Below are 19865 nucleotides of genomic sequence, written 5' to 3'. Positions count from 1 at the left end.
CTGACCAAGCAGGAAAGGCGAGCAAGAGATGACGCAGTCCACGCCGAAGGCCGGGAACAGCGCCGTGGAGATGGGGCAGGAAGCCACCGTCCCGATCCCGGGCGCCGCCAGAGGCGGGCCGGTCAGCCATGCGATCTTTCGCCTGGCCCGCCTGCACCGCATGCTCGCGGGACAGCTACTGCGCCGCATCGGCCTGCACCCGGGTCAGGAGCTGGTGATGATGCACCTGTGGGAACTCGGCTCCCAGCGGCAGGCCGACCTGGTGCGGCTGATGGACTCCGACGCCGCCACCATGACCCGCACCATCCGGCGGCTGGAACAGGCCGGCTTCGTCCGCCGTCGGCCCTCGCCCACCGACAAGCGCGCCTCGCTCATCGAACCCACAGCAGCCAGCCAAGCTCTGCGCCGTGAGGTGGAGCGAGCTTGGAGCCAGCTCGAGGAGATCTCGACGGCAGGCTTCTCGGACGACGAACGCACCGCAGCCTTGCACACCCTGGAGCACCTGGAGCAGAACCTCGCACGTGCCGCCGCCGAAGCCGCGGGCGCAGAAACGGGCTAGCCTCCACCTGGCGGGTTAGAGGTCAACTCGTCTGGAGAGTCTGCGGCAGCAGACACCTCACGTTGCCAACGCGTCAAGCGGCGGCAGCGAGTTCGGTGGGAAACGCGGTGTTCTCATCGACACCCTGCGGTGCTGGAGACAGTGGTAGAGCTGGCCGAGCATGCGGTTGAAGAGGTTGCGCTGGGCAGCTGCGTGCCAGTCTCCATGCTCGCGTCGTCGTCGGTAGTGGGCGTTGGCTCCCTCGGAAGCTCGGAGTGAGGCGAAGGCCCACAGGTATCCAGCGTGGTTGAGCCGGTCGTTCTTCACCCAGCGTCGGGTGATCGAAGACTTCTTGCCGGAGGCCCGGGTGATGGGCGAGGCGCCGGCGTAGGCCTTCAGGCCGCGGGCGTCGGCGAAGCGGGTGCGGTCGTCCCCAATCTCAGCGAGGATCCGGGCGCCGAGCTGGGTGCCGAGCCCGGGGAAGCTCAGCAGGATCTCGGCATCCCGGTGCTGAGGGAAAGCCTCTTCGATCGCCTCGGCGAGCTGGTCGGCCGCAGTGCACGCGGCTTCCAACTGGATGAGGAGGGCGCGCATTTGCTCGCCCAATGCCTCCTCGACGAGCGAGTGCTGGTGAGCCCACTCAGCGCGGAAGACCTCGCGAAGGCGGTCGGCCTCCGCCTCGATGCCACGCTTGCGACCTGCGCGTTTGAGGGCGGCCTGGAGCTGGACGCGAGTCAGCCGGGCCGCCTGGGTGGGCGTTGGCGCGGCCTTGAGGAGCTCGCGGGCCTCGGGACGGCACAGACCATTGGTCCAGGTGGCGAAGGCATCCAGGGCGGCCGGGTAGTACTCGCGCAGCAGGGAGCGGAGCTGGTTGGCCAGCTGCTGCCGATTCCAGAGCGAGTCCTGCTGGGCGCGGGCCAGGACAGCGATGGCACGGCCGAGGTCGCTGTCGTTGGGCAGGGGTCGGTGGGCGTGCATGTCGGTGCGCAGGATGTTAGCCAGGACGAGGGCATCGAGAGTCAAAACGACGGCGAAGATCACAGCAGCCAGCACGGCGGCAGTCACCAGGGCGAAAACGATCTACACCGTCATTGCGTCCTTTTCCCACCGCGACTCACGCCACATGCCCATGCTGCAAGTCTCACATCACAGTCAAGCTATCGCGCCTGGGCCTGACAGCCTGACTCTCACAGGTGGCGCGGTCACCCATTGCGTTGGGTGTGACTCTCCTTGAGTGAGGGCCACGCCCAACTGCCCTACGCCTGCTCCTTGTACACGGCTTCGATGTTGTTGCCGTCCGGGTCGTCCACGAACGCGCAATAGGCGCGGTACTCAGGCCAAAGCCGGGGTTCGTACCGGGACGTGCCACCAGCGGTCAGGGCGGCCTCATAGAAGGCGTCAACCGATGCTCGGTCGCGTGCGGTGAACGCGATGTGTGCGCCCCGGGTCACCGTAGCGTCGCCCGCGGGGTACAGACCGAAGGAAGGAGTGTCCAGCTCCTCTTCCCAGAACTCCGCTCCGCCGTCAGCCGCCTCCCCGACAACACCGAGAGGCTTGAGCGCGGCAGTGTAGAAGCGGGTGCTCGCCTCGAGGTCCGAGGCGATGAAGGTGACGTGGTGGATGAAGGGCCATCGTTGTGTCATGACCGCGCAGTCTACGAGTGCCGACGTCAAAGCCTGGCACCGGGCTTGATGTAGCACCGCGTACGTCGACCCTGGCGGCGGCAAGGGCTCATACTCTGCATCCCGTCCGCACTACCGGGGAGAGTCACACCCAATTGAGATGACTTCTAAGCCCCGGTTCTGGGTAGCCTTGGGTCCTAGCCTGGCGGGGTGTCCGTGGGCGCCAGGGAGGCCGCGGGGTGGACGTGCGAGGGCTGTGGTGAACGGCTGAGGCCGGGTGCTCCAGCTCGTACGAGGTTCTGTTCGGCGGCCTGTCGGGCCAGACAGTGGCGCTGAGACCAGCGGTTGCGCAAGCGGGTAGCCGCCGAGATCGGCGGTGCCGCTCGGGCCGAGTGCCCGGAGTGCGGGGCCAGATGGATGGCCGGGGTGGACCGCCGTTCGAACGCGGTCTACTGCTCGCGGCGGTGCGTGAGGAGGGCCTGGAGGGCCCGGAAGGAATCGTCCGGCGAATGGTCACAGTGACCGCATCGCGAACGCACTCGAATCCCAACTTCGGTCGTGACCCAGTCAATTGTGGTCGTTTCTGTCCGAGGACATCTGGACGAAGAAAGCTCGTGACCTGGGCGAAGACGCACCTCGACCTCACCCTCAAGACCGTCAGCCGTCCGAAGGACGCCAGCGGGTTCGTCGTCCTGCCCCGCCGCTGGGTGGTCGAGAGGTCGCATCGATCATGCACGCCCGCCGCCACGCCCGGGACTACGAACGTCTCATCCAGCACTCGGAATCGCTGATCACCTGGGCCGCGATCACCATCATGACCCGGTGCATTACCCGCCGGACCTCCCGCCGCAGTGGCCAGCTCGCTTCCCGAGAAGCGGCACGGGACTGATCGTCCTCACGGACAGCGTCATCTCCTCGACCCGCACCGGCCCGCACCGCGATGCCGCATCACGCCGCGTTGAGGATTGCGGAGGCCTCCAGGCCGAGTTCGACGATCAGCTCATCCAGATACCATTCCTGCTCGATGCTCAGCGCCAGCACTTCGTGCCGAGCGAGAGTCTCCAAGGTCGCGGCGGCAAACCCCCGCGCAACGGCACCCAACGCGTGAGTCATCGCCTCCACGGCCGCGTCAGGGTCGTCGTCCGCACGGCGCAGAGAGAGCCCGTATGCCTCTGCCGCCCGGGCGACCAGGTTCGTGAATGCCCTGGTGCGGTGCACGTCCCCGGCGTCATAGCCCAGGACAAGGCGTTCGCTCAACTGAGGAGCCGTTCGAACCGGCGATTCGTCGTCAGCCTCTAGATGATCGATTCCAAGGGGTTTAGCGGTCGTAGGCGGTCAGTGCGCGCCGGCTGGCCGCGCATGAACCTGGCTCCACTCATCAGGCCCCCTTGGAATCGATCATCTACGGAACCGGGAGAAGACGCTCTACCGGCGGACCGCCGAGATCAGTCCGCCGGGCCGCTCCTCGCGCTGCGGCGGGGTGCCGATCGGGCGGCCGTAGGCGGCAGCGCGCTCCCGCAGGGTGTGGCTGCTGGCCTCCCAGCCGTGCCCGGCCAGCCAGCCCACTGGGTCGTCGGGCATCTCCGAAACCCACATGGACGCCGCCGATCCCGGCACGACGTCCGCGCCGAAGCGCTCGATCACGCCGCGCGAGCCCAACGTCAGCCCCATCCGACTGCCTGCCGCCGACTGCGCGCTGATCCGGGCCAGCAGCAGCTCCACCGCGTCCTCGGGCAGATAGATCAGCAGTCCTTCGGCGATCCACACGGTCGGCACGGCCAGGTCGTGCCCTGCGGCGGTCAGCGCGCCTGGCCAGTCCTCACGCAGATCCGCCGCGACGGTGATCCGCTCACAGCGTGCGACGGCCCGCTCCTGGCGCAGCACCGAAGCCTTGAAGTCCAGTGGCGCGGCGGTGTCGACCTCGAACAGCCGGGTGCCCTCGGGCCAGTCCATCCGGAAGGCCCGGCTGTCCATGCCGGCGCCGAGCAGCACGACCTGCCGGACCCCGGACGCGGAGGCCTGCTGCAACAGGTCGTCGAGGAACTTCGTCCTGATGACGATGGAGAACGACACGGCCAGCCGGCGGCGTCGCGCGGCCTCGTCATCGGGCGGCGGCGAGGAGGGCCACAGGCCGCCGGCGGCGGCGAAGGCCTGTGCCAGTGGGTCGCGGAACAGCGCGTTCTCCCGCTCGGTCTCCAGCGCCCGCACCCTGGCCACCCCCACCGCCGTGGCCCACACTCCCGACGGCTGCACCCGCTCCTGCTCATCAGTCACCGCGCCAGCCTAGATGATCCCTTCGTGCGGTGCGCGAGCACTTCCTCTCGAACGACCCGGAGGCACCGGGCAGCCTGCTCTTCGGGCGTGTCTGACCCGCCCGATTCAAGGCGTTCGCCAGTTCCGGCCAGCCGCCTCCCCCGGCCATCCCTGGAGTCTGGTCCCAGCGGGCGGCCGTCGCCGAGCGAACAACCTCCCGTCAAGGCGCCGAGGTTGTGGAAGCGCTGAGATCGTCGGTCAACAGCACTGTGATGTCACGGCTGAGCAGGCCGACCACGAGCCGGCCGAACGAGAACCTCACGCGGCGGAGCAACTCGGGCCGGCACATCACAGGGCACCGACGTCGGGGCAGCCTTGGCGTGGCCGACGGACAGGTCATCTTGTCCGCGAGTCCCTCGAGAACTGGTTCTGGCTCAGCTTCCGTGCAACTGTCCCGTCTCCAGGGATCTGGTCCGCGTTGCAGGCGAACTGGTTCGACTCGCTTGTGGGATCAGGCGATCTTGATCGCCGATGCGCTTGCAGCCGGCCACGGTCCGGACCGCCCGCCCCCGTCCGGCGCGCCACCTGGGCCTGACGGGATCCGTCGGCGGAGGTACGACCAAGTACCCTTTGGAACCGATGTGTTGCGGGGTACCAGTGTATAGCTTCGAATGCATGACCACCAGACATCGCAGAGCCGCTGTGGTCGCTCTGCAACTGGTGCTGAGCCTGTTCCTTCACCGAACTGCCCTATCTGGCAAGGCCGTTGGGCCTGTCGGACCCGTCCGTACCGCTGTCCGGGGAACGCGGGTGGCGCATAACCCGCGACTACGTGGCAGCCTTCTTCGACCTTCACTTGCGGGGCGTACCGCAGCCGCTTCTCGTTGGCCCCGACGCCACGCATCCCGAGGTCGCATTCCAGCAGCCGTAACCTGGCGGCCGACAACAAGCAGGTTCCATGGACAGCGGAGCGAGACCAGATCAACTGAGACAGCATCCGGCATCCACCCGTGCGGGGCCACATCACCCGAGATTCCCGGCATCTCCCTGTCTCAACTGAACTGGCTGCCGCAGGTCAGGACCCCGACTCGGAGCCAGATCGTTCAAGACGGAACAGCAGCGGCCACTCTCCGTCAGTCGAGTTCGGGGCAGTGAGTCGGGACGACCTTGAGTGGGAGCTGCTCGGATTCGGTGAGAGTGTCCGAGTGCCGGAGGATCCATCCGGCGAGGGCGGCCAGGCGGTTGGGCTTGCAGTCATCGAGGACCGGTTCTGCCACTGGCCGGTGAACAGTTCCTCCGGCTTCGCGGCGTCGGTGAACCGTTTGACGGTGTGCCGACTCATCCCAAGCTGCCGCTGGACCGATCGCAGGCTGCGTCCTGGCTCCAGCAGGGCATGGACGGCTGAGTGCCGGGCCCGAGCGGTCGGCAAACATAACGGGGGAAGAGCCATGCGATGGTGTCCAGTCAGGCACGCGCATTCACGTCGGCCCAGTGGATGGTGTGTCCGAGCTCCCCTCGGTCGCCGTGCGCGGCGGTGAGGTGGTTGATGATCTCCAGCCCGCGGCCGTGCTCGCCCCGGGTGCAGCTGGCGGCCCAGTCGCCGGACGTGGCGGCCGGGCCGCCATCGGAGATTTCGATGTGCACGCGCAGGGTGGCCGGGTCGCGGCTCAGGTTGAGGTTCAGTGGAGGCTCCGCGTGCTCCACAGCGTTGGTGACGAGCTCGGAGACGGTCAGTAGCACCGAGTCGGCCGCCTCATCGGCGACCCTCCACTGGGCCAGGACCTCTTTGGCGATCTTGCGGGCTTCTCCGGCGGCTTCCGGACGGTGCGCCAGTGGCCAGGCGCCGCCCGATGCCTGCGCCAGCCGAGCGGCGCTTCGCCATGGGGTGACCTCTGGGACGTAGAAGTAGATCACGGTCATCACCTTCTTCCGGCGCTGCCGTGGCGCCTTGGTTGTGACCAGGACCCCTGACGATCCACTGCATTTATATCACTATTCTATATAGACAGTCTATATGCCCGATATATATAGAAGGGTGATATAAATAGAGGTATGGATGAGACATCTGAAGAGAGTTCCCAGGAGGTGGCGGCAGCGCTGAACGCGCTGGTCACCGGGATGGTCAGACGTCTCCTGTCGGACCGGCAGGGCATGAGTCTGACTACCGCCGCAACGCTCGATCGGCTGGATCGGGGAGGCCCGATCCGGCTGACCGCCCTGGCAGCGGCGGAGGGCATCGCCCAACCGTCGATGACCGTACTGGTGCAGCGGCTGGAAGCCCAAGGCCTGGCGTCACGAGTGGGCCATCCCGATGACGGGCGGGTCCGCCTCATCGCCATCACCGATGCCGGGCGAGAGCTGCTGGCCGAGCGCCGGTACGCACAGAGTGCCCGCGTGGCCGAGATGCTGGCCGCATTGCCCGAGCAGGACGTGCGAACACTGGGAGAAGCCATACGCACGGCCCTGCCCATCGTCCAGCGGATGATTCAAGCCGTCCCGCGACCCCTCGTTCCGGGCGGCGGGTCGGCTTCCTGAACCTCCGAGCTGCGCTCTTCGGTATCTCCTCCTGCAGGCGCGACCCGTTCCGCTGCCCCGTCGCGGCGCACGCCCGCCGGGGCCCCGGGGTCCTGGCACTGCCTCCCTATCCGGCTTTCAGAAGGGCGGAGAAGCCATGAGCAACCTCTCGGCACCCGGCAGTGATGCGCTGTCGGCGCAGGTACCGGACTACCCCATGCCCCGGGCGGCCGACTGCCCGTTCGACCCGCCGCCCGCCCGGCACACGCTGCAAGCCCAGGCTTCGATCAGCCGGGTGCGGCTGTGGGACGGCAGCACCCCCTGGCTGGTCACTCGGTATGCGGACCTGCGGGCGCTGCTGGCTGATCCACGGATCAGCGCAGACGCCACCCGCCTGCACTACCCGCATACGGGCGCGGCCCAGAAGGAGCGCCGGAGGGAGTCGCGAAGCTTCGTCGCGATGGACGATCCGGAGCACGCCCGGCTGCGCCGGATGGTCACCGCGGCCTTTTCCATCAAGCACGTGGAAGCGCTGCGGCCGGCGATTCAAGCGATCGTGGACGACCTGATCGACGCCATGCTGGCCGGGCCGAAGCCGGTGGATTTGGTCCAGGCGTTCGCGTTGCCGGTGCCCTCCAAGGTGATCTGCGAGCTGCTCGGCGTCCCGTATTCCGACCACGACTTCTTCCAAGCCAACAGCCGGGTCCTCATGAAGCGCACGACCACGCCGGAGCAGGCGCGGGCGGCCACCGGGCGGCTGATCGACTACCTGGACCGGCTGATCGGCGAGAAGCTCGCCCACTTGGCGGACGACCTGCTCTCCACGCTGGCCGCGCGTGTCCAGGCCGGGGAGCTCTCCCGACGTGAAGCGGCCGACATGGGGATCCTGCTCCTGGTCGCCGGACACGAGACCACCGCAAACATGATCGCGCTGGGCACCCTTGCCCTGCTGCAGCACCCCGACCAGCTGGCCCGGCTGCGCGAGAGCGACGATCCGAAGGTGACAGCCTCTGCGGTCGAGGAACTCCTGCGCTACCTGACCATCACCCACAGCGGACGGCGCCGCGTGGCCCTGGAGGACATTGAGATCGACGGCGTGACCATCCGCGCCGGCGACGGCATCGTCCTTGCCAACGACATCGGCAACCGCGATCCCGCCACCTTCCCCGACCCCGACGAACTGAACCTGGACCGCCACGCCCGCCACCACATGGCCTTCGGATTCGGCGTCCACCAGTGTCTGGGCCAGCCGCTGGCCCGGGTGGAACTGCAGGTCGTCTACAGCACGCTCTACCGCCGCATCCCCACTGTGAAGCTGGCCGTGGATCTCGACGAGATCCCGTTCAAGCACGACGGGAGCGTCTACGGCGTCTATGAGCTGCCCATCACCTGGTGATCGCGGCCAAGTGCCGTGCGGGAAAGGAGGATTCGATGAAGGTGATCGTCGACCAGAACAAGTGTGTGGCCTCCGGCCAGTGCGTGCTGACCTCACCGGAGGTGTTCGACCAGCGCGAAGAGGACGGCATCGTCGTTCTCCTCGCCGAGAACCCGCCTGAGCGCCTGGCGCAGGACGTCCGGCAGGCCGCCGCTCTCTGCCCGGCCCAGGCGATCTGGCTGGAAGAACGGGAGAAGAAGGAGTGAAGCGGATTGTCATCATAGGAGCCTCGGCCGCAGGCCTGACCGCGGCCGAGACCGTCCGGCGCCGAGGCTGGGACGGTCACCTCACCTTGATTCGGTGAAGCGCGCCGTCCGCCGTATGACCGGCCACCGCTGTCCAAACAGCTCCTCACCGGCGCCTTGGAGCCGGAACGCGTCACTCTTCGCTCCCTAACCGATCTTGCACGGCTGGAGGCGGACCTGCGGCTCGGACGGTGCGCCACCGCATTCGACGTCCGAGGCCGCCGAATGCGTCTGAGCGACGGCGAGGGCATCGGCTTCGACGGTCTGCTCATCGCCACCGGCGTGGCGCCCCGCCGCCTTCCCGGCAGTGATCTGGCCGGGGTCCACGTCCTGCGCACCCTCGACGACGCGCTCGCCCTGCGCGCCGCACTGCTCGCCGGGCCCCGGGTGGTCGCGGTGGGGGCGGGCTTCCTGGGTACCGAAGTCGCCGCGGCGGCCCGCACACTGAGCCTGCAGGTGACCGTGGTCGAGCCGGAACCTGTCCCGCTGCGGCGCCCGTTCGGGGACCGCATCGGCGCGCTCGTTGCCGATCTGCATCGCGACCATGGAACGCGCCTGCGCTGCGGGGTGCCGGTACGGCGGCTGCGCGACACCGGCGGCCGGGTGACCGGGGTGGAACTCGGCGACGGCACCACGCTGTCGGTCGATGTGGTCATCCTCGCCGTCGGATCCGTCCCCGCGACCGGCTGCCTGCGAGGCTCGGGCCTGAGTCTGGACGACGGGGTGGTGTGTGACGCGTTGTGCCAAGCCGCTCCCGGGATCTACGCGGCCGGTGACGTCGCCTCCTGGCACAACCCGCGCTTCGGCACCCGTATGCGAACCGAGCACCGGATGAATGCCGCCCAACAGGCCATGGCCGCAGTCGGCAACCTGCTCGGCGACGCCGTCCCCTTCGCTCCCGTGCCCTACTTCTGGACCGACCAGTACGACACCAGGATCCAGGCGTACGGCATCTTCCCGCGCGGCGCGGAGCTGCGGATCGTCCATCGCGACCCGTCGAACGGTCATTTCACCGCTGCCTACGGCCACCACGGGGCGGTGGTCGGCGTGCTCGGCGACATCACTCTCATGTCACGGCTCAGCCCTCACCTGAACGCCACGGAGCCCTCGATCCGCTGGGCGGCGGCGACCGCGTCGGCCCGGATCGGCAGTGCAGAGGACTCCACGGGGCTCGGCACCGGTCTGACGGGGCACGTGACCGCCGAACCCACCGCGGCGACGGCCGACACCCCGAAGCCGGACATCGACCACAACGAAGGTGACATCCCTGGTTACGTCAGTCGGTCTTTTCCGTCGCTCGCCGACCGCGTTTGCATCGTCATGGTGAAGGCCGGTGACGGTGATGGCCTGAATGGCGTGTGCGTTGCCAGTCACGGTCCGTCCTGCTGCGTGAGCGGATCGCCCGCGCGGACCAGGCCTGGTGCGAGAACGTCCAAGTAAACGCCAAGACACGCAAGCCGACCCAGGTCGAAGACGGGGAGCCGGTGTGTGCGGGAGATCGTGCGCATGAGGGAGAGGTCGGGCCGAAGTTCGTCGTGGCCGAGGGTGGGGACCACGCAGCGGGGCGTCGGGACCACCACGCGACACAGTGCCTCGCCCACGCGCACCCGACAGCCGACGCACGTGTCCTCCAGGAAACCCTGTCCTTCGCCAGTGTCGATGACCAGGTTCGGCCGGAAGCGGCGCGGATCGAAGTCGTAGTCGGGTCGGACGGCCCGGAGCACGGCCAAGGAGGACGTGGTGACGAGGTGGATCCTGCCGTTGTCGAAGAATGTCCCCGGGGCAATGCTGTCGACGGTGATCTCCTCTCCTGTCTCGTCCACATACGAAGACGCCCGCACGGTGTCTGGAACGCCGCCCTCGTACTCGGGCGTAGCGCGCTCGAGCGGGGCGTCGGCCGGTGCGTCGGCCGAGAGCCTTGGCGAGCGGCCCAGCAACTTGGAGAGTTGGGCGTTCAGTTCGGGATCCCCCACCGGGAAAGACGGACCCGTCAGGAAGTTCGACCTCGACCGTGCCGCCTTCGGTCAACCGGCTCCGGCACTGCAGCAGTTGCCCCCACTTGCGCGGGTGCTTGGCACTCCCGATCGTGCCGACGTCGTCGAGGACAGCGTGGGTCCGGTCTCCCGACAGCCCGGTGCGGGTGATGGCCGCGGACATCAACGTCTCACCGAGCATGGATTTCACCGGATACCGGTGCAACGCGACCACAGTGCCCATGAAGATCAATGATGGCGTTCGGCTGTGGCCTCCGGTCCAGACCACGTGGGCTCTCGGAACGCGCGTGTCCGAACTCGGCGCGATGAAGCAGCTGTTGGTGCCGCACACTGGACAGCGGAGGGACGCTCCGGAGGCGTCCGGAAGAAGACGCCGGGTACCATGACATGTTTTCAGAACCAACGATCCGATCGGCGCAGTCTCTCCATCGACAGGAGGCACCGTGCAACGCAAGGTTGAAGCGGTCCGCAATGATGACGCATCGGAATGGGGCTGGTTCCTGGCATGGCTCGCGGTGGGGGCTTGTCTGGCCCTCGGACTGGCTGCGCTGCTCACGGTGGGCGTGGTCCTGATCGCCCTGGCCGCCGTGGCGGCGGTGTTCCTGCTGCGGAGGGGACACACGAACGCCCTCGTCGGAAGCGTCGCGGGCGTGGCTCTGCCCTTCTTCTACCTCGCCTATACGAACCGGGGTGGCCCGGGCGACGTGTGTCACGCCACGGCAGGAGGAAGCACGTGCACCGAAGAGTACGCGCCGGTGCCGTTTCTGATCGTCGGCGTCCTCCTGTTCGTCGTCGGCTTCCTGGCCTTCCTCGTACTCGATCATCGGCGCAAGCAAGGCGCCGGAAGTCCCTCGTAGCGGAGCTATCAGGGCCTTCCGGCAACGCCGCTGGGCCCCCGGTTACCTTCTTCGTGGCTCCGCAATAGGGCCTCCGGCCTTCGGGTCCGGCATGACTTCCCCTCCTGTTGTTGATGATCCGGGGGGTGGTGTCACCGGGTACGGAGGCATCGACGGATCGCTGATGAGGGGCTTGAACACCGGCTTCGCCCGAGCCGGAAGGGCTCTCCGTAACGTGGATGTGGCAGCTCGGTGCCCTGGCAGGCCGGACGAAAGCGTGACCGGAGGGGCCTGCTGCTGTTCACCGACCACGGCCGCCCCGTGAACGCCTCCCGCATCGAAGCTTCTGTTCGCAGGGCCGTCGAGCGGGCCGGACTGGGCAGGATCACCCCGCACCAGCTCAGACATACCTCATTGGCGCCGCCGAGCGCGGTCTGACGTGGCCTGTCGGGGGCCTGCTCGAAGTGGAACGACTTGATGAAGCAGTCCCGCGGCTGGCCGAGGGCGAAGAACACGCACTCCGCCACTGAGTGGGCCGTCAATGTGTCACCGGATCCGCGCGGAGCGTTCTCCGACTGCGGGGACAGCGGATCCGGGTTGCAGAAGTCCGGCGGGTACAGCGAGATGACCCGCACTCCCTGAGGTCGCAGCCGCGTGGAGAGGATGTCTGCGAAGCCCGCCTGTGCGCTCTTCGCGGCGTAGAACGCGGCATGCGCGTCGGAGCGCTGATGGCCCGGTAGCCCGGCAGCGGAGATCATGTTCACCACGTCCGGCCTTGCGGATGCGAGCAGCAGCGGCAAGAACCGCTTCACCATCAGGACCGTACCGGTGGCTCCGGCGGCAATGGTGTCGATCACGTCATCGTCACTGGCGGAGACCAGATCCGGCCCCTCCAGCCAGCGGGCGGCGTTGTTGACCAGCACGTCCACCCGGTCGGTGCGCTCTGCCACTTCGGCCGCGAATTGCCGGATCGAGGCCGCGTCCGTCAGGTCGCACGCGAAGGCATGGACGTGTTCGTGACCGAGGTCGCGGATCTCGCCTGCCACACGTCGCGCCGCCTCCAGACTGCGGGCGGACATGAAGACCTCGGTACCGCGCTGGGCGAAACGAATGGCGAGAGTCCGACCGAAGTCACGGGAAGCACCGGTGATGACGACGCGCTGCTGTTCGTAGCTCATGTAATGGCCTATTGCCTTGCTTCTGGAGTTCCACTGCTGCGTTGCGGTCACTGCCCTACGTGACGGGGCGCTCAGTTGGCGCGGTCCATCACCGCGACCTTCAGGCCAAGTCCGATCAGGGCCGTGCCGCCCGCGCGTTCGGCGAGCGCCAGCCGCCTCGGGGACCTGCCGAACCAGTCACGTGTGGTCGGGGCCGTCAGCCCCCACAAGCCGTCACACAACAGAGCCAGCAAGGTGCCGATCAATCCGAGTACCAGCATCTGGCCCACGACATGGCCGCGGTGTCGGTCCACGAACTGAGGCAACACGGCCGTGAGGAACACGATGCTCTTGGGGTTCGTCGCCCCAACGAGTATGCGGTCCCACACCATGCGTCCCACCCCCGTAGGCACACTCTGCGTGCTGTCGGCCACCTGCCGCGTGGTCCGCCCTGCCCGGATGGCCTTGACACCCAGAAAGACCAGGTAGGCCGCGCCACTGAACTTGACGACGTTGTACACCAGCGCGGAGCGTTCCACCGCCGTCCCCAGTCCCAGCGCTACCGCGACGACGACCACACAACCACCGACCGCGTTGCCGAGGACGGCCGCCAGCACGGCCCGCCGCGCGTGGGCCAGAGCACGTCCGATCACGAACAGCACGTTCGGCCCGGGAAGAGCCGCCGGAGCGAGGACATGGCACAGAATGCGAGCAGTTGATGAAGTCCCGGCACACCGGCATCATCACGAGCCGATCGCATACGGGGAACGAGACCTTCGACCTAGGACTTCCGCGACAGGGGAACCCGCCACCCACGAGGCCAGGCCGGATCCACCACTCAGGAGGAGAGGATCCCGCCCCGGAACAGCAGGGTCGGACCGTGGCCACCGCTGTCAAGGCGGCCGGCGAACGCCCGTGGTCTCCGGCTGCGTGGCCGGGCGGCGGGGAGGGCGAGAGGCAGGCCCAACCCCCTGCCCACGAAACCGATCTGAACCAGGGCCGCCTCCCAGCCCGGCGTCACCGGGCCGTCACCACCCCTGGCCTCGACCTGGTCGGCGGCGGGGCCAAGCCCAAGCACCCCATCAGGCTGGTTCTGCGCGGCGTAGGCTCTCAGCGCGGTGAGCTGGTGCGCGACGGCCTCAGGCTCGGCCTTGGCCACTGCGGTCCGCGACCGCATCGTGCAGGAAGTCCAGGATGATCGCGGCGGTCTGGTCGGGGCGCTCGTAGTGCGGAAGGTGACCCACGCCGTCGAGCGGGCGCAGGGCGGCGCGGGAGAAGACAGCGCGAAGGACCTCGTCCGGCGGCATCGGGGTGATGGGGTCCTGGCGCCCCCACACCACCTGGACGGGGATGTCCCGCGTGTCCAGGAACCGGTACAGGTATTCGGCGCCGTGGATCGGGACGTTGCCGAGCGCGGAGAGCAGGCTTCGTTTGAAGCCCCGGTAGCGTAGTTCCGGCCGCAGACGCGCCTGAACGCGGGCGACCACGCGCGGATCGCGGGAGTAGCCGGGCAGGCGGGACTTCAACGCCCGGTTTCCGGTCAGCTGGAAGAACGGCCGACCGATCCCCGGCAGCATGGACAGGCGCAGTCCGAGGTTGAGCGGGGTCGCGAACCCGTCGGGCGAGACCAAGCACACGCCGGCGACCCGCTCGGGATGGTGCACAGCGAACTCGGCCGCGATCGGGCCGCCGAAGGCCAGCGCGACGAGCGTCACCGGGCGGTCGACACCGAGGACCTCCAGCAGGTCAATCATCTGTTCCTCGAACAGTGCCTGGTCGTAGTCGATGTCGGGACGGTCGCTGAAGCCGATGCCGTATCGGTCGAAGCGGATGGTCCGGTAGCCGGCCCGGGCCAGCCGTTCGAACAGTCCGTCCCACACCCACAGCGACAGGGTCGCTCCGGGAACGAACAGGACCGGCTCTCCTGATTCGGGTCCGTCCACCATGACGTGCGTCGTGCCTCGGCGGAGCCGGACGAAGGATCCGGGCGCATCCCGCCTGGCACGGGCGTCCATGGGGATCGTCTCGCCGCCGTGGCGGTTCAGCAGGACGGGCAAGGCTATCGCCGTACCCGCGAGCGCGAGTCCGGAACGCAGGCTCATCGGGTGTCTCTCCTTGGTCGAGGTTTACGCTCGTGCCCAGGACGAGACAGCGCCCCCTGTTGTGACATCCTCATGGCAGGAGCCGGGGCCTCGGCATGGCCGACGAGCGTCATGGCTGGTGCCGGGCGTCTGACCACGACGTACGCGAACGACAGTCGAACCCGCTACCTCGCGCCCCAGGAACGACGGCGGTTGCGCCCTGGGGACCCGCCCTTGTCGGTGCCGTCCGCGCGTTCCCTCTCCTCTGGGGACCCTCAGCGGTGCGCGCAGGAGGGCGGCGTCGGGAGGCTGAGCCTTCCGTCGTGGACCTCGGCGATGCTGTCGGCGGCGGTGAGGTGGGTGCGATCGTGGGTGACGAGAACGGTGGCGGTGGCCTGCCGGCGGGTGAGGCGGGTGATCATCTCCATGACGGCGGCGCCGCGTTCGTGGTCGAGGGCGCTGGTGGGTTCGTCGACCAGCAGGACGGTGGGGTCGTTCATCAGGGCGCGGGCGATGTTGACGCGCTGGCGCTGGCCACCGGAGAGCTGGTGCGGACGGCGGTGTGCGTGATCGGCGAGCCCGACGGCGTCCAGGAGGTCCCTGGCCCGGCCGCGCGCCTTCTTCGGTGAGCGACCGTCGATCTGTGCCATGACCTGAAGTTGCTCGGCGGCGGTGAGTGAGGGCAGCAGGTTGGGCTGCTGGAAGACGATGCCTATCTTGTGGCGGCGCAGCTCGGTCAGCTCCCGGCGGGTCATGCCGGTGGTGGGGGTGCCGTCGACGGTGACGGTACCGGCGTCGGGGGTGATGAGGGTGGCGGCGACGGCCAGGAGGCTGGACTTGCCCGAGCCGGAGGGGCCGACCACGGCGGTCAGGCCGCCCCTCGGCACGTCCAGGGTGACCCGGTCCAGGGCGGTCACCCGGGAATCGCCGTCAGGGTAGGTGAGAGTGATGTCGGTCAGGTTCAGACTCATCGGGCGTTCCCCAGGGCGGTGAGCGGATCGACGGAGGTGATACGGCGGACGGACAGGGCGGCCCCGAGCGCGCCGAGCAGGATCATCACCGCCGCCGGGACGACGACAGTGCCGGCGTCGAGGACGAAGGGCACCGCGGAACCGGAGACGACGGCGCCGAGGGCGGCGGCGATTCCGGTACCGATCAGCGTGCCCCCGGCGAGCAGGACGACGGCTTGACCGAGGGCGTCCTTCAGCAGGCCGGCCGTGGACGCGCCCAGCGCTTTGAGCACGGCGACGTCGCCGCTTCGCTGGATGGTCCACACGGTGAAGAATGCGCCGATGACCAGGGCCGAGATCGCGAACAGGAAGCCGCGCATCAGCTGCAGGGAGCCGTTCTCGGAGGAGTAGGAGCCGATCGCGGACAGTGAGTCGTCCTTGGCGACGGTCCGAGTGCCCGCCGCACGGTCGGCAGCGGCGAGGTCGGCGTCGGACGTGGTGTTCAGGGCGATCACCGTCGCGAAGGGCCCGTCGCTGCCGGTGGGCGGTGCGGTCCGCCGCCAGACATCGAGATCGGCCCAGATGACGGGGGTGTGGCTGAAGTGCGCGTCGCCCCGGACGGCGGCGACCGTCAGCCGCCGCCCGGCCAGGGTGAAGGTGTCACCGGGCCTCAGGCCCAGATCGTCGGCGGCCGTGGTGGACAGCACCGCGGCGCGGTCGTCGAGCTCGTCGCTGTCCGGCGCGAGCGAGGAGCCGGGTCGCACCCCGAAGACGGAGACTCCGGCGTTCCTGTCTCCCGCTGTGGCCCTGGTGGTGCTGATGCCCAGCGGTTCGACGCCGGTGACTCCGGGCGTCCGGGCCCACTGCCGCCACTGCTTCCCGGTGACGGTGGAGTCGGCGTAGGACAGGTCCCGTCCGCCGCCGGGCGCGTCGAAGGCGATCCTGTCGGCGGGCACGGACGTGATCGCTGAGATGTTCTGCTGTCCCAGCCCGGCGGTCAGCCCGGACAACAGCCCGACCAGCAGAGTGATCAGCACGATGACGGTCCCCATCAGGGCAAACCGCCCCTTGGCGAACCTCAGGTCTCTCCAGGCGACGAACACGGCCTCGGTCCTGTCCTCTCCGGTGGTGGAAGCGCTACGCCCCCACCGTCGTCGTCGCTCCCCCGCCGGGGCATCTGGCGCAGGACGGCACTTCACGGACCGGAAGGCGGCACGCCGGTTGTACCTTTCGGCAGAGGCCCGGACCGGCGGACCTCTCTAGCCTGGAAGGACTGTGAACACCACCGCTCCAACCCCGACCACCCGAGCCCTGACCTGGTGCCTGCACCTGCTGGTCGTCGGCCTGCTCGCCCTGGCCGCGGCCCGCGCCGTGGCCGGCCACCTGCCGCACGCCGGGGCCGTCGTCACCGTCGCGGCGCTCTGCGGACTGGCCTACGCGGCCGGGCCGCTCCTGCTCCGCGTCCGCCGCTCGCGGCGCGCCGCCGCTCTGTGGCTGGCGGCCGTGGGCACCGTCTGGCTGGGGCTCCTGGCCCTGTCCGCCGACGCCGTCTGGGTCGCCTTCCCGCTCTACTTCCTCCAGCTCCACCTGCTGCCCCGCCGCGCCGGCCTCGTCGCGGTGGCGGCCACCGCGACCGCCGCCGTCGCCGGCTTCGCCGCCCACCAGGAGACCTTCAGCCCTGCCATGGCCATCGGACCCACGCTAGGTGCCGCCGTAGCTGTCGCGGTGGTGTGGGGTTACCAGGCCCTGTACCGGGAGAGCGAACACCGCCGCAGGCTGATCGAAGAGCTCACCGCCACCCGCGCCGACCTCGCCACCGCCCAGCACACCGCTGGCGTCCTCGCCGAACGCGAACGCCTGGCCCGCGAGATCCACGACACCCTTGCCCAGGGACTGACCAGCATCCAGCTGCTGCTGCGCGCCGCCGAACGCGCCCTCCCCGACCGACCGGAAGCCGCCGCCCGCCATGTGGACCAGGCCCGCCAGGCCGCCGTGGACAACCTGGCCGAGGCCCGCCGCTTCGTGGCCGCGCTCACCCCACCCGCCCTGGAAGACACCACCCTGGCCGACGCGCTGGAACGCCTGTGCACCACCACCGACGCCCGCCACCGGCTCACCGCCGGATTCCGCCTCACCGGCGACCCCGTACCGCTGCCGACGGCGCACGAAGTCGCTCTGCTGCGCATCGCCCAGTCCGCCCTCGCCAACACCGTCCGCCACGCGCAGGCCACCACCGCGGGCATCACCCTCGACTACGCCCACGGCCACGTCACCCTCGCTGTCGACGACAACGGCACCGGCTTCGACGTGAGCCGACTGGCCGGTCCCGACCCCGGAGGCGGCGGCTTCGGCCTCGCCGCCATGCGCGCACGCTCCCACGCCCTCGGCGGCACCCTGACCGTCGAATCCGCACCCGGCCACGGAACGATCCTGACCGCCCGGCTGCCCCTGCCCCCCGCCGAGACCGACCCCGAGGCCCATCCGTGACCGATACCCCCATCCGCCTGCTCCTCGCCGACGACCACCCCGTCGTCCGGGCCGGGCTGCGCGCCGTCCTGGAGACCGAACCCGGCCTCACCGTCGTGGCCGAAGCCGCCACCGCGGAGGACGCCGTTGCCCGAGCCGCCGACGGCGACATCGACGTCGTCCTCATGGACCTGCAGTTCGGCAAGGGCATGGGCGGCGCCGAGGCCACCGCCGCCATCACGGCCCGGACCGGCGCACCCCGCGTACTGATCGTCACCACCTACGACTCCGACGCCGACACCCTGCCCGCCATCGAAGCCGGCGCCACCGGCTACCTGCTCAAGGACGCACCTCCCGAAGAGCTCGCCGCCGCCGTGCGTACCTCCGCCGCCGGCCGCATCACCCTGGCCCCCACGGTCGCCGAGAGGCTCATGAACCGGCTCCGGGCACCTGGCACCGCCCTGACCCCGCGTGAGACCGAGGTCCTCACCCTGGTCGCCGAGGGCCTGTCCAACCAGGCGATCGGCGGGCGCCTCCATCTCACCGAGGGAACCGTCAAATCCCACCTTGCCCGCATCTACGCAAAGCTCGACGTCGAGTCACGCACCGCCGCCGTCGCCACCGCCACGACCCTCGGTTTCATCCGCCGCTGACCGGACTGCGGCTCCGGCGTCCCCTCGCCGGGCCCACCACCCAAGACCTGCCATCGACGGCATCCGTCATACGCACCGCCCTGGCCAACCCGCCGGCCTCGGTCGCCTGGCGGAAGGCGTCCCCGCGCGCGGGTGACGGCATCGGCGAGCGTTGGCTAAAGACTGACCAGCGCGGGGCGCAGTTCCGTGCTCGGCTTGAAGAGTCGACGGCTGAACTGCCGGCCCTCGTAGGCGTACAGGCGGTAGAAGGCGCCGGCCTGTTCGTCGCGACCCGGCGGCGAAGGTGTCCGGGAGCCCGGCGAGCAGATCGATGTCGCGCTTACCGGTCGCCGCGTCTGCCATCGCGCTCAGATGCAGAGCGTCAAGTTCTGCGGCGGACAAGGAAGTGTCGGCCGCGACGGCGTGGGTGGCTACGGCCGCGTAGGCGTCGATCAGCCGCACACTGAAGATCACGGTTCGCTGCGCCGAGCCGGAACGCACCAACGGTCGACGCGCCCCAGCGCAACCTGGTCCGAAGTCGGTGCCCAGTCCCACTGACTCCCGAGTGTCTTCGCCCGAGCCGCGTCTCCCCATGGAGCTCTGGGTCGGCAAGGGTTCCGCCGTACTCGTCTTCCTCAATGCCCCTCTGGTGCAGAACGACATCCAGCCCTCCCGTCCTCCCGGGCAGAGTGATGCACATCCCATGTAGTTAATCATTCAACCTCTTGCACCGAAATTACTTTCCTGGCAGATTCCTCTCCGTGAGTGCCCCCTCGGGGGACGGACCCACAGCTCCGGCGTGAAAACCCGAAGGAGACCGCGATGCCGGCATCCAAGAACCGACTGCAGGGACTGCTGGCACGTTTCGGCCGACCCGCGGCCAAGCACGCCAAGCGCGCATCCCTGTCTGGACCAGAAGAAGAGGAACCCATCATGTTCAGCGCTGCTCGCGTCAAGGCCGCTCCCAGCCCGGACCTGCTGACGCCCGACAACTCGGTGATGCTGTTCGTCGACCACCAGCCGCAGATGTTCTTCGGCACCGGCAGTGGCGACCGCACCGCGATCATCAACGCCACCGTGGGCCTGGCCAAGGCCGCCAAGGCGTTCGACGTCCCGGCCGTCCTGACCACCGTCGCCGCCGA

Annotated in this window: 19 protein-coding genes and 6 pseudogenes; 12 read left to right on the top strand and 13 right to left on the bottom strand. The window is 68.9% G+C overall.

The annotated features are described in order from the left end of the window. The first annotated feature begins 28 nt into the window (after positions 1–28). Entirely contained in the window at positions 29–559 is a 531-nt protein-coding gene (locus AB0L95_RS33885; RefSeq protein WP_365168492.1) for a MarR family transcriptional regulator, read from the top strand. A 73-nt stretch (positions 560–632) separates the two neighbouring features. On the opposite strand, the pseudogene AB0L95_RS33880 reads toward AB0L95_RS33885, so the two are convergent. Together AB0L95_RS33880 and AB0L95_RS33875 are read right to left on the bottom strand one after the other, a co-directional pair. Further along, positions 633–1552 (bottom strand): annotated as a pseudogene (locus AB0L95_RS33880) (transposase); the annotation flags it as partial. Positions 1553–1794: 242 nt separating this feature from the next. Then, positions 1795–2181 (bottom strand): VOC family protein, encoded by a 387-nt coding sequence (locus tag AB0L95_RS33875; RefSeq protein ID WP_123965401.1) that lies wholly within the window; start codon positions 2179–2181, stop codon positions 1795–1797. A gap of 587 nt (positions 2182–2768) precedes the next feature. Here AB0L95_RS33875 and AB0L95_RS33870 point away from each other — a divergent pair. Then, positions 2769–2995 (top strand): annotated as a pseudogene (locus tag AB0L95_RS33870) (IS5/IS1182 family transposase); the annotation flags it as partial. 113 nt (positions 2996–3108) lie between these two features. On the opposite strand, the gene AB0L95_RS33865 reads toward AB0L95_RS33870, so the two are convergent. Further along, positions 3109–3417: a hypothetical protein gene (locus AB0L95_RS33865; RefSeq protein ID WP_365168489.1), complete on the bottom strand. Its 309-nt coding sequence runs from the start codon at positions 3415–3417 to the stop codon at positions 3109–3111. A 168-nt stretch (positions 3418–3585) separates the two neighbouring features. Continuing rightward, positions 3586–4398 (bottom strand): class I SAM-dependent methyltransferase, encoded by an 813-nt coding sequence (locus AB0L95_RS33860; protein WP_365168604.1) that lies wholly within the window; start codon positions 4396–4398, stop codon positions 3586–3588. Positions 4399–5146: 748 nt separating this feature from the next. Between AB0L95_RS33860 and AB0L95_RS33855 the strand changes: the two are divergent. Beyond that, a pseudogene (locus AB0L95_RS33855) lies at positions 5147–5344 on the top strand (alpha/beta hydrolase); the annotation flags it as partial. 202 nt (positions 5345–5546) lie between these two features. Here AB0L95_RS33855 and AB0L95_RS33850 read toward each other — a convergent pair. Further along, on the bottom strand, positions 5547–5690 hold the full coding sequence (locus AB0L95_RS33850) for a hypothetical protein (protein ID WP_365168486.1): 144 nt from the start codon (positions 5688–5690) through the stop codon (positions 5547–5549). Positions 5691–5877: 187 nt separating this feature from the next. After that, a complete protein-coding gene (locus AB0L95_RS33845) occupies positions 5878–6333 on the bottom strand; it encodes an ATP-binding protein (protein WP_365168484.1) in 456 nt (151 codons plus the stop codon). Positions 6334–6465: 132 nt separating this feature from the next. Between AB0L95_RS33845 and AB0L95_RS33840 the strand changes: the two genes are divergently transcribed. The 4 genes from AB0L95_RS33840 to AB0L95_RS33825 all read left to right on the top strand — a co-directional run bounded on the left by AB0L95_RS33840 (position 6466) and on the right by AB0L95_RS33825 (position 10047). After that, entirely contained in the window at positions 6466–6948 is a 483-nt protein-coding gene (locus AB0L95_RS33840) for a MarR family winged helix-turn-helix transcriptional regulator (RefSeq protein WP_365168482.1), read from the top strand. A gap of 136 nt (positions 6949–7084) precedes the next feature. Then, positions 7085–8323 (top strand): cytochrome P450, encoded by a 1239-nt coding sequence (locus AB0L95_RS33835; protein WP_365168479.1) that lies wholly within the window; start codon positions 7085–7087, stop codon positions 8321–8323. Positions 8324–8358: 35 nt separating this feature from the next. Continuing rightward, a complete protein-coding gene (locus AB0L95_RS33830) occupies positions 8359–8568 on the top strand; it encodes a ferredoxin (RefSeq protein WP_365168477.1) in 210 nt (69 codons plus the stop codon). 156 nt (positions 8569–8724) lie between these two features. Continuing rightward, on the top strand, positions 8725–10047 hold the full coding sequence (locus tag AB0L95_RS33825; RefSeq protein ID WP_365168474.1) for an FAD/NAD(P)-binding oxidoreductase: 1323 nt from the start codon (positions 8725–8727) through the stop codon (positions 10045–10047). Here AB0L95_RS33825 and AB0L95_RS33820 read toward each other — a convergent pair. Both AB0L95_RS33820 and AB0L95_RS33815 read right to left on the bottom strand, forming a co-directional pair. Beyond that, entirely contained in the window at positions 9978–10580 is a 603-nt protein-coding gene (locus AB0L95_RS33820) for an MOSC domain-containing protein (RefSeq protein WP_365168472.1), read from the bottom strand. The genes AB0L95_RS33825 and AB0L95_RS33820 overlap by 70 nt on opposite strands. Before the next feature lie 70 nt (positions 10581–10650). After that, positions 10651–10764, bottom strand: a pseudogene (locus tag AB0L95_RS33815) (MOSC domain-containing protein); the annotation flags it as partial. A gap of 280 nt (positions 10765–11044) precedes the next feature. Here AB0L95_RS33815 and AB0L95_RS33810 point away from each other — a divergent pair. Beyond that, positions 11045–11458, top strand: coding sequence for a hypothetical protein (locus AB0L95_RS33810; RefSeq protein WP_365168470.1), 414 nt, complete (start codon positions 11045–11047; stop codon positions 11456–11458). A 231-nt stretch (positions 11459–11689) separates the two neighbouring features. Then, entirely contained in the window at positions 11690–11875 is a 186-nt protein-coding gene (locus AB0L95_RS33805; protein ID WP_365168601.1) for a tyrosine-type recombinase/integrase, read from the top strand. Between the two features lie 17 nt (positions 11876–11892). On the opposite strand, the pseudogene AB0L95_RS33800 reads toward AB0L95_RS33805, so the two are convergent. The 5 genes and pseudogenes from AB0L95_RS33800 to AB0L95_RS33780 all read right to left on the bottom strand — a co-directional run. After that, positions 11893–12615 (bottom strand): annotated as a pseudogene (locus AB0L95_RS33800) (SDR family oxidoreductase); the annotation flags it as partial. A 71-nt stretch (positions 12616–12686) separates the two neighbouring features. Further along, the gene (locus AB0L95_RS33795; protein WP_365168468.1) at positions 12687–13247 is read right to left on the bottom strand and encodes a LysE family translocator; all 561 of its coding nucleotides are present in this window, start codon (positions 13245–13247) and stop codon (positions 12687–12689) included. A 486-nt stretch (positions 13248–13733) separates the two neighbouring features. Then, entirely contained in the window at positions 13734–14696 is a 963-nt protein-coding gene (locus AB0L95_RS33790; RefSeq protein WP_365168465.1) for an alpha/beta hydrolase, read from the bottom strand. Between the two features lie 254 nt (positions 14697–14950). Beyond that, positions 14951–15646: an ABC transporter ATP-binding protein gene (locus AB0L95_RS33785; protein WP_365168463.1), complete on the bottom strand. Its 696-nt coding sequence runs from the start codon at positions 15644–15646 to the stop codon at positions 14951–14953. Next, positions 15643–16728 (bottom strand): ABC transporter permease, encoded by a 1086-nt coding sequence (locus AB0L95_RS33780; protein ID WP_365168461.1) that lies wholly within the window; start codon positions 16726–16728, stop codon positions 15643–15645. The genes AB0L95_RS33785 and AB0L95_RS33780 overlap by 4 nt, the downstream gene beginning before the upstream one ends. A gap of 172 nt (positions 16729–16900) precedes the next feature. Here AB0L95_RS33780 and AB0L95_RS33775 point away from each other — a divergent pair, with 172 nt between their 5' ends. The 3 genes and pseudogenes from AB0L95_RS33775 to AB0L95_RS33765 all read left to right on the top strand — a co-directional run. Beyond that, complete coding sequence (locus tag AB0L95_RS33775) at positions 16901–18112, top strand: sensor histidine kinase (protein ID WP_365168459.1); 1212 nt, start codon at positions 16901–16903, stop codon at positions 18110–18112. Beyond that, positions 18109–18744 (top strand): response regulator transcription factor, encoded by a 636-nt coding sequence (locus AB0L95_RS33770; protein ID WP_365168457.1) that lies wholly within the window; start codon positions 18109–18111, stop codon positions 18742–18744. Before AB0L95_RS33775 ends, AB0L95_RS33770 begins: the two co-directional genes overlap by 4 nt. A gap of 912 nt (positions 18745–19656) precedes the next feature. Further along, positions 19657–19865: pseudogene (locus tag AB0L95_RS33765) on the top strand (hydrolase); the annotation flags it as partial.

It is taken from the genome of Streptomyces sp. NPDC052036, assembly GCF_040680495.1.
Taxonomy (GTDB): domain Bacteria; phylum Actinomycetota; class Actinomycetes; order Streptomycetales; family Streptomycetaceae; genus Streptomyces.
The sequence above is the reverse complement of the archived record's forward strand: the minus strand, read 5'-3'. Positions and strand labels throughout refer to the sequence as shown.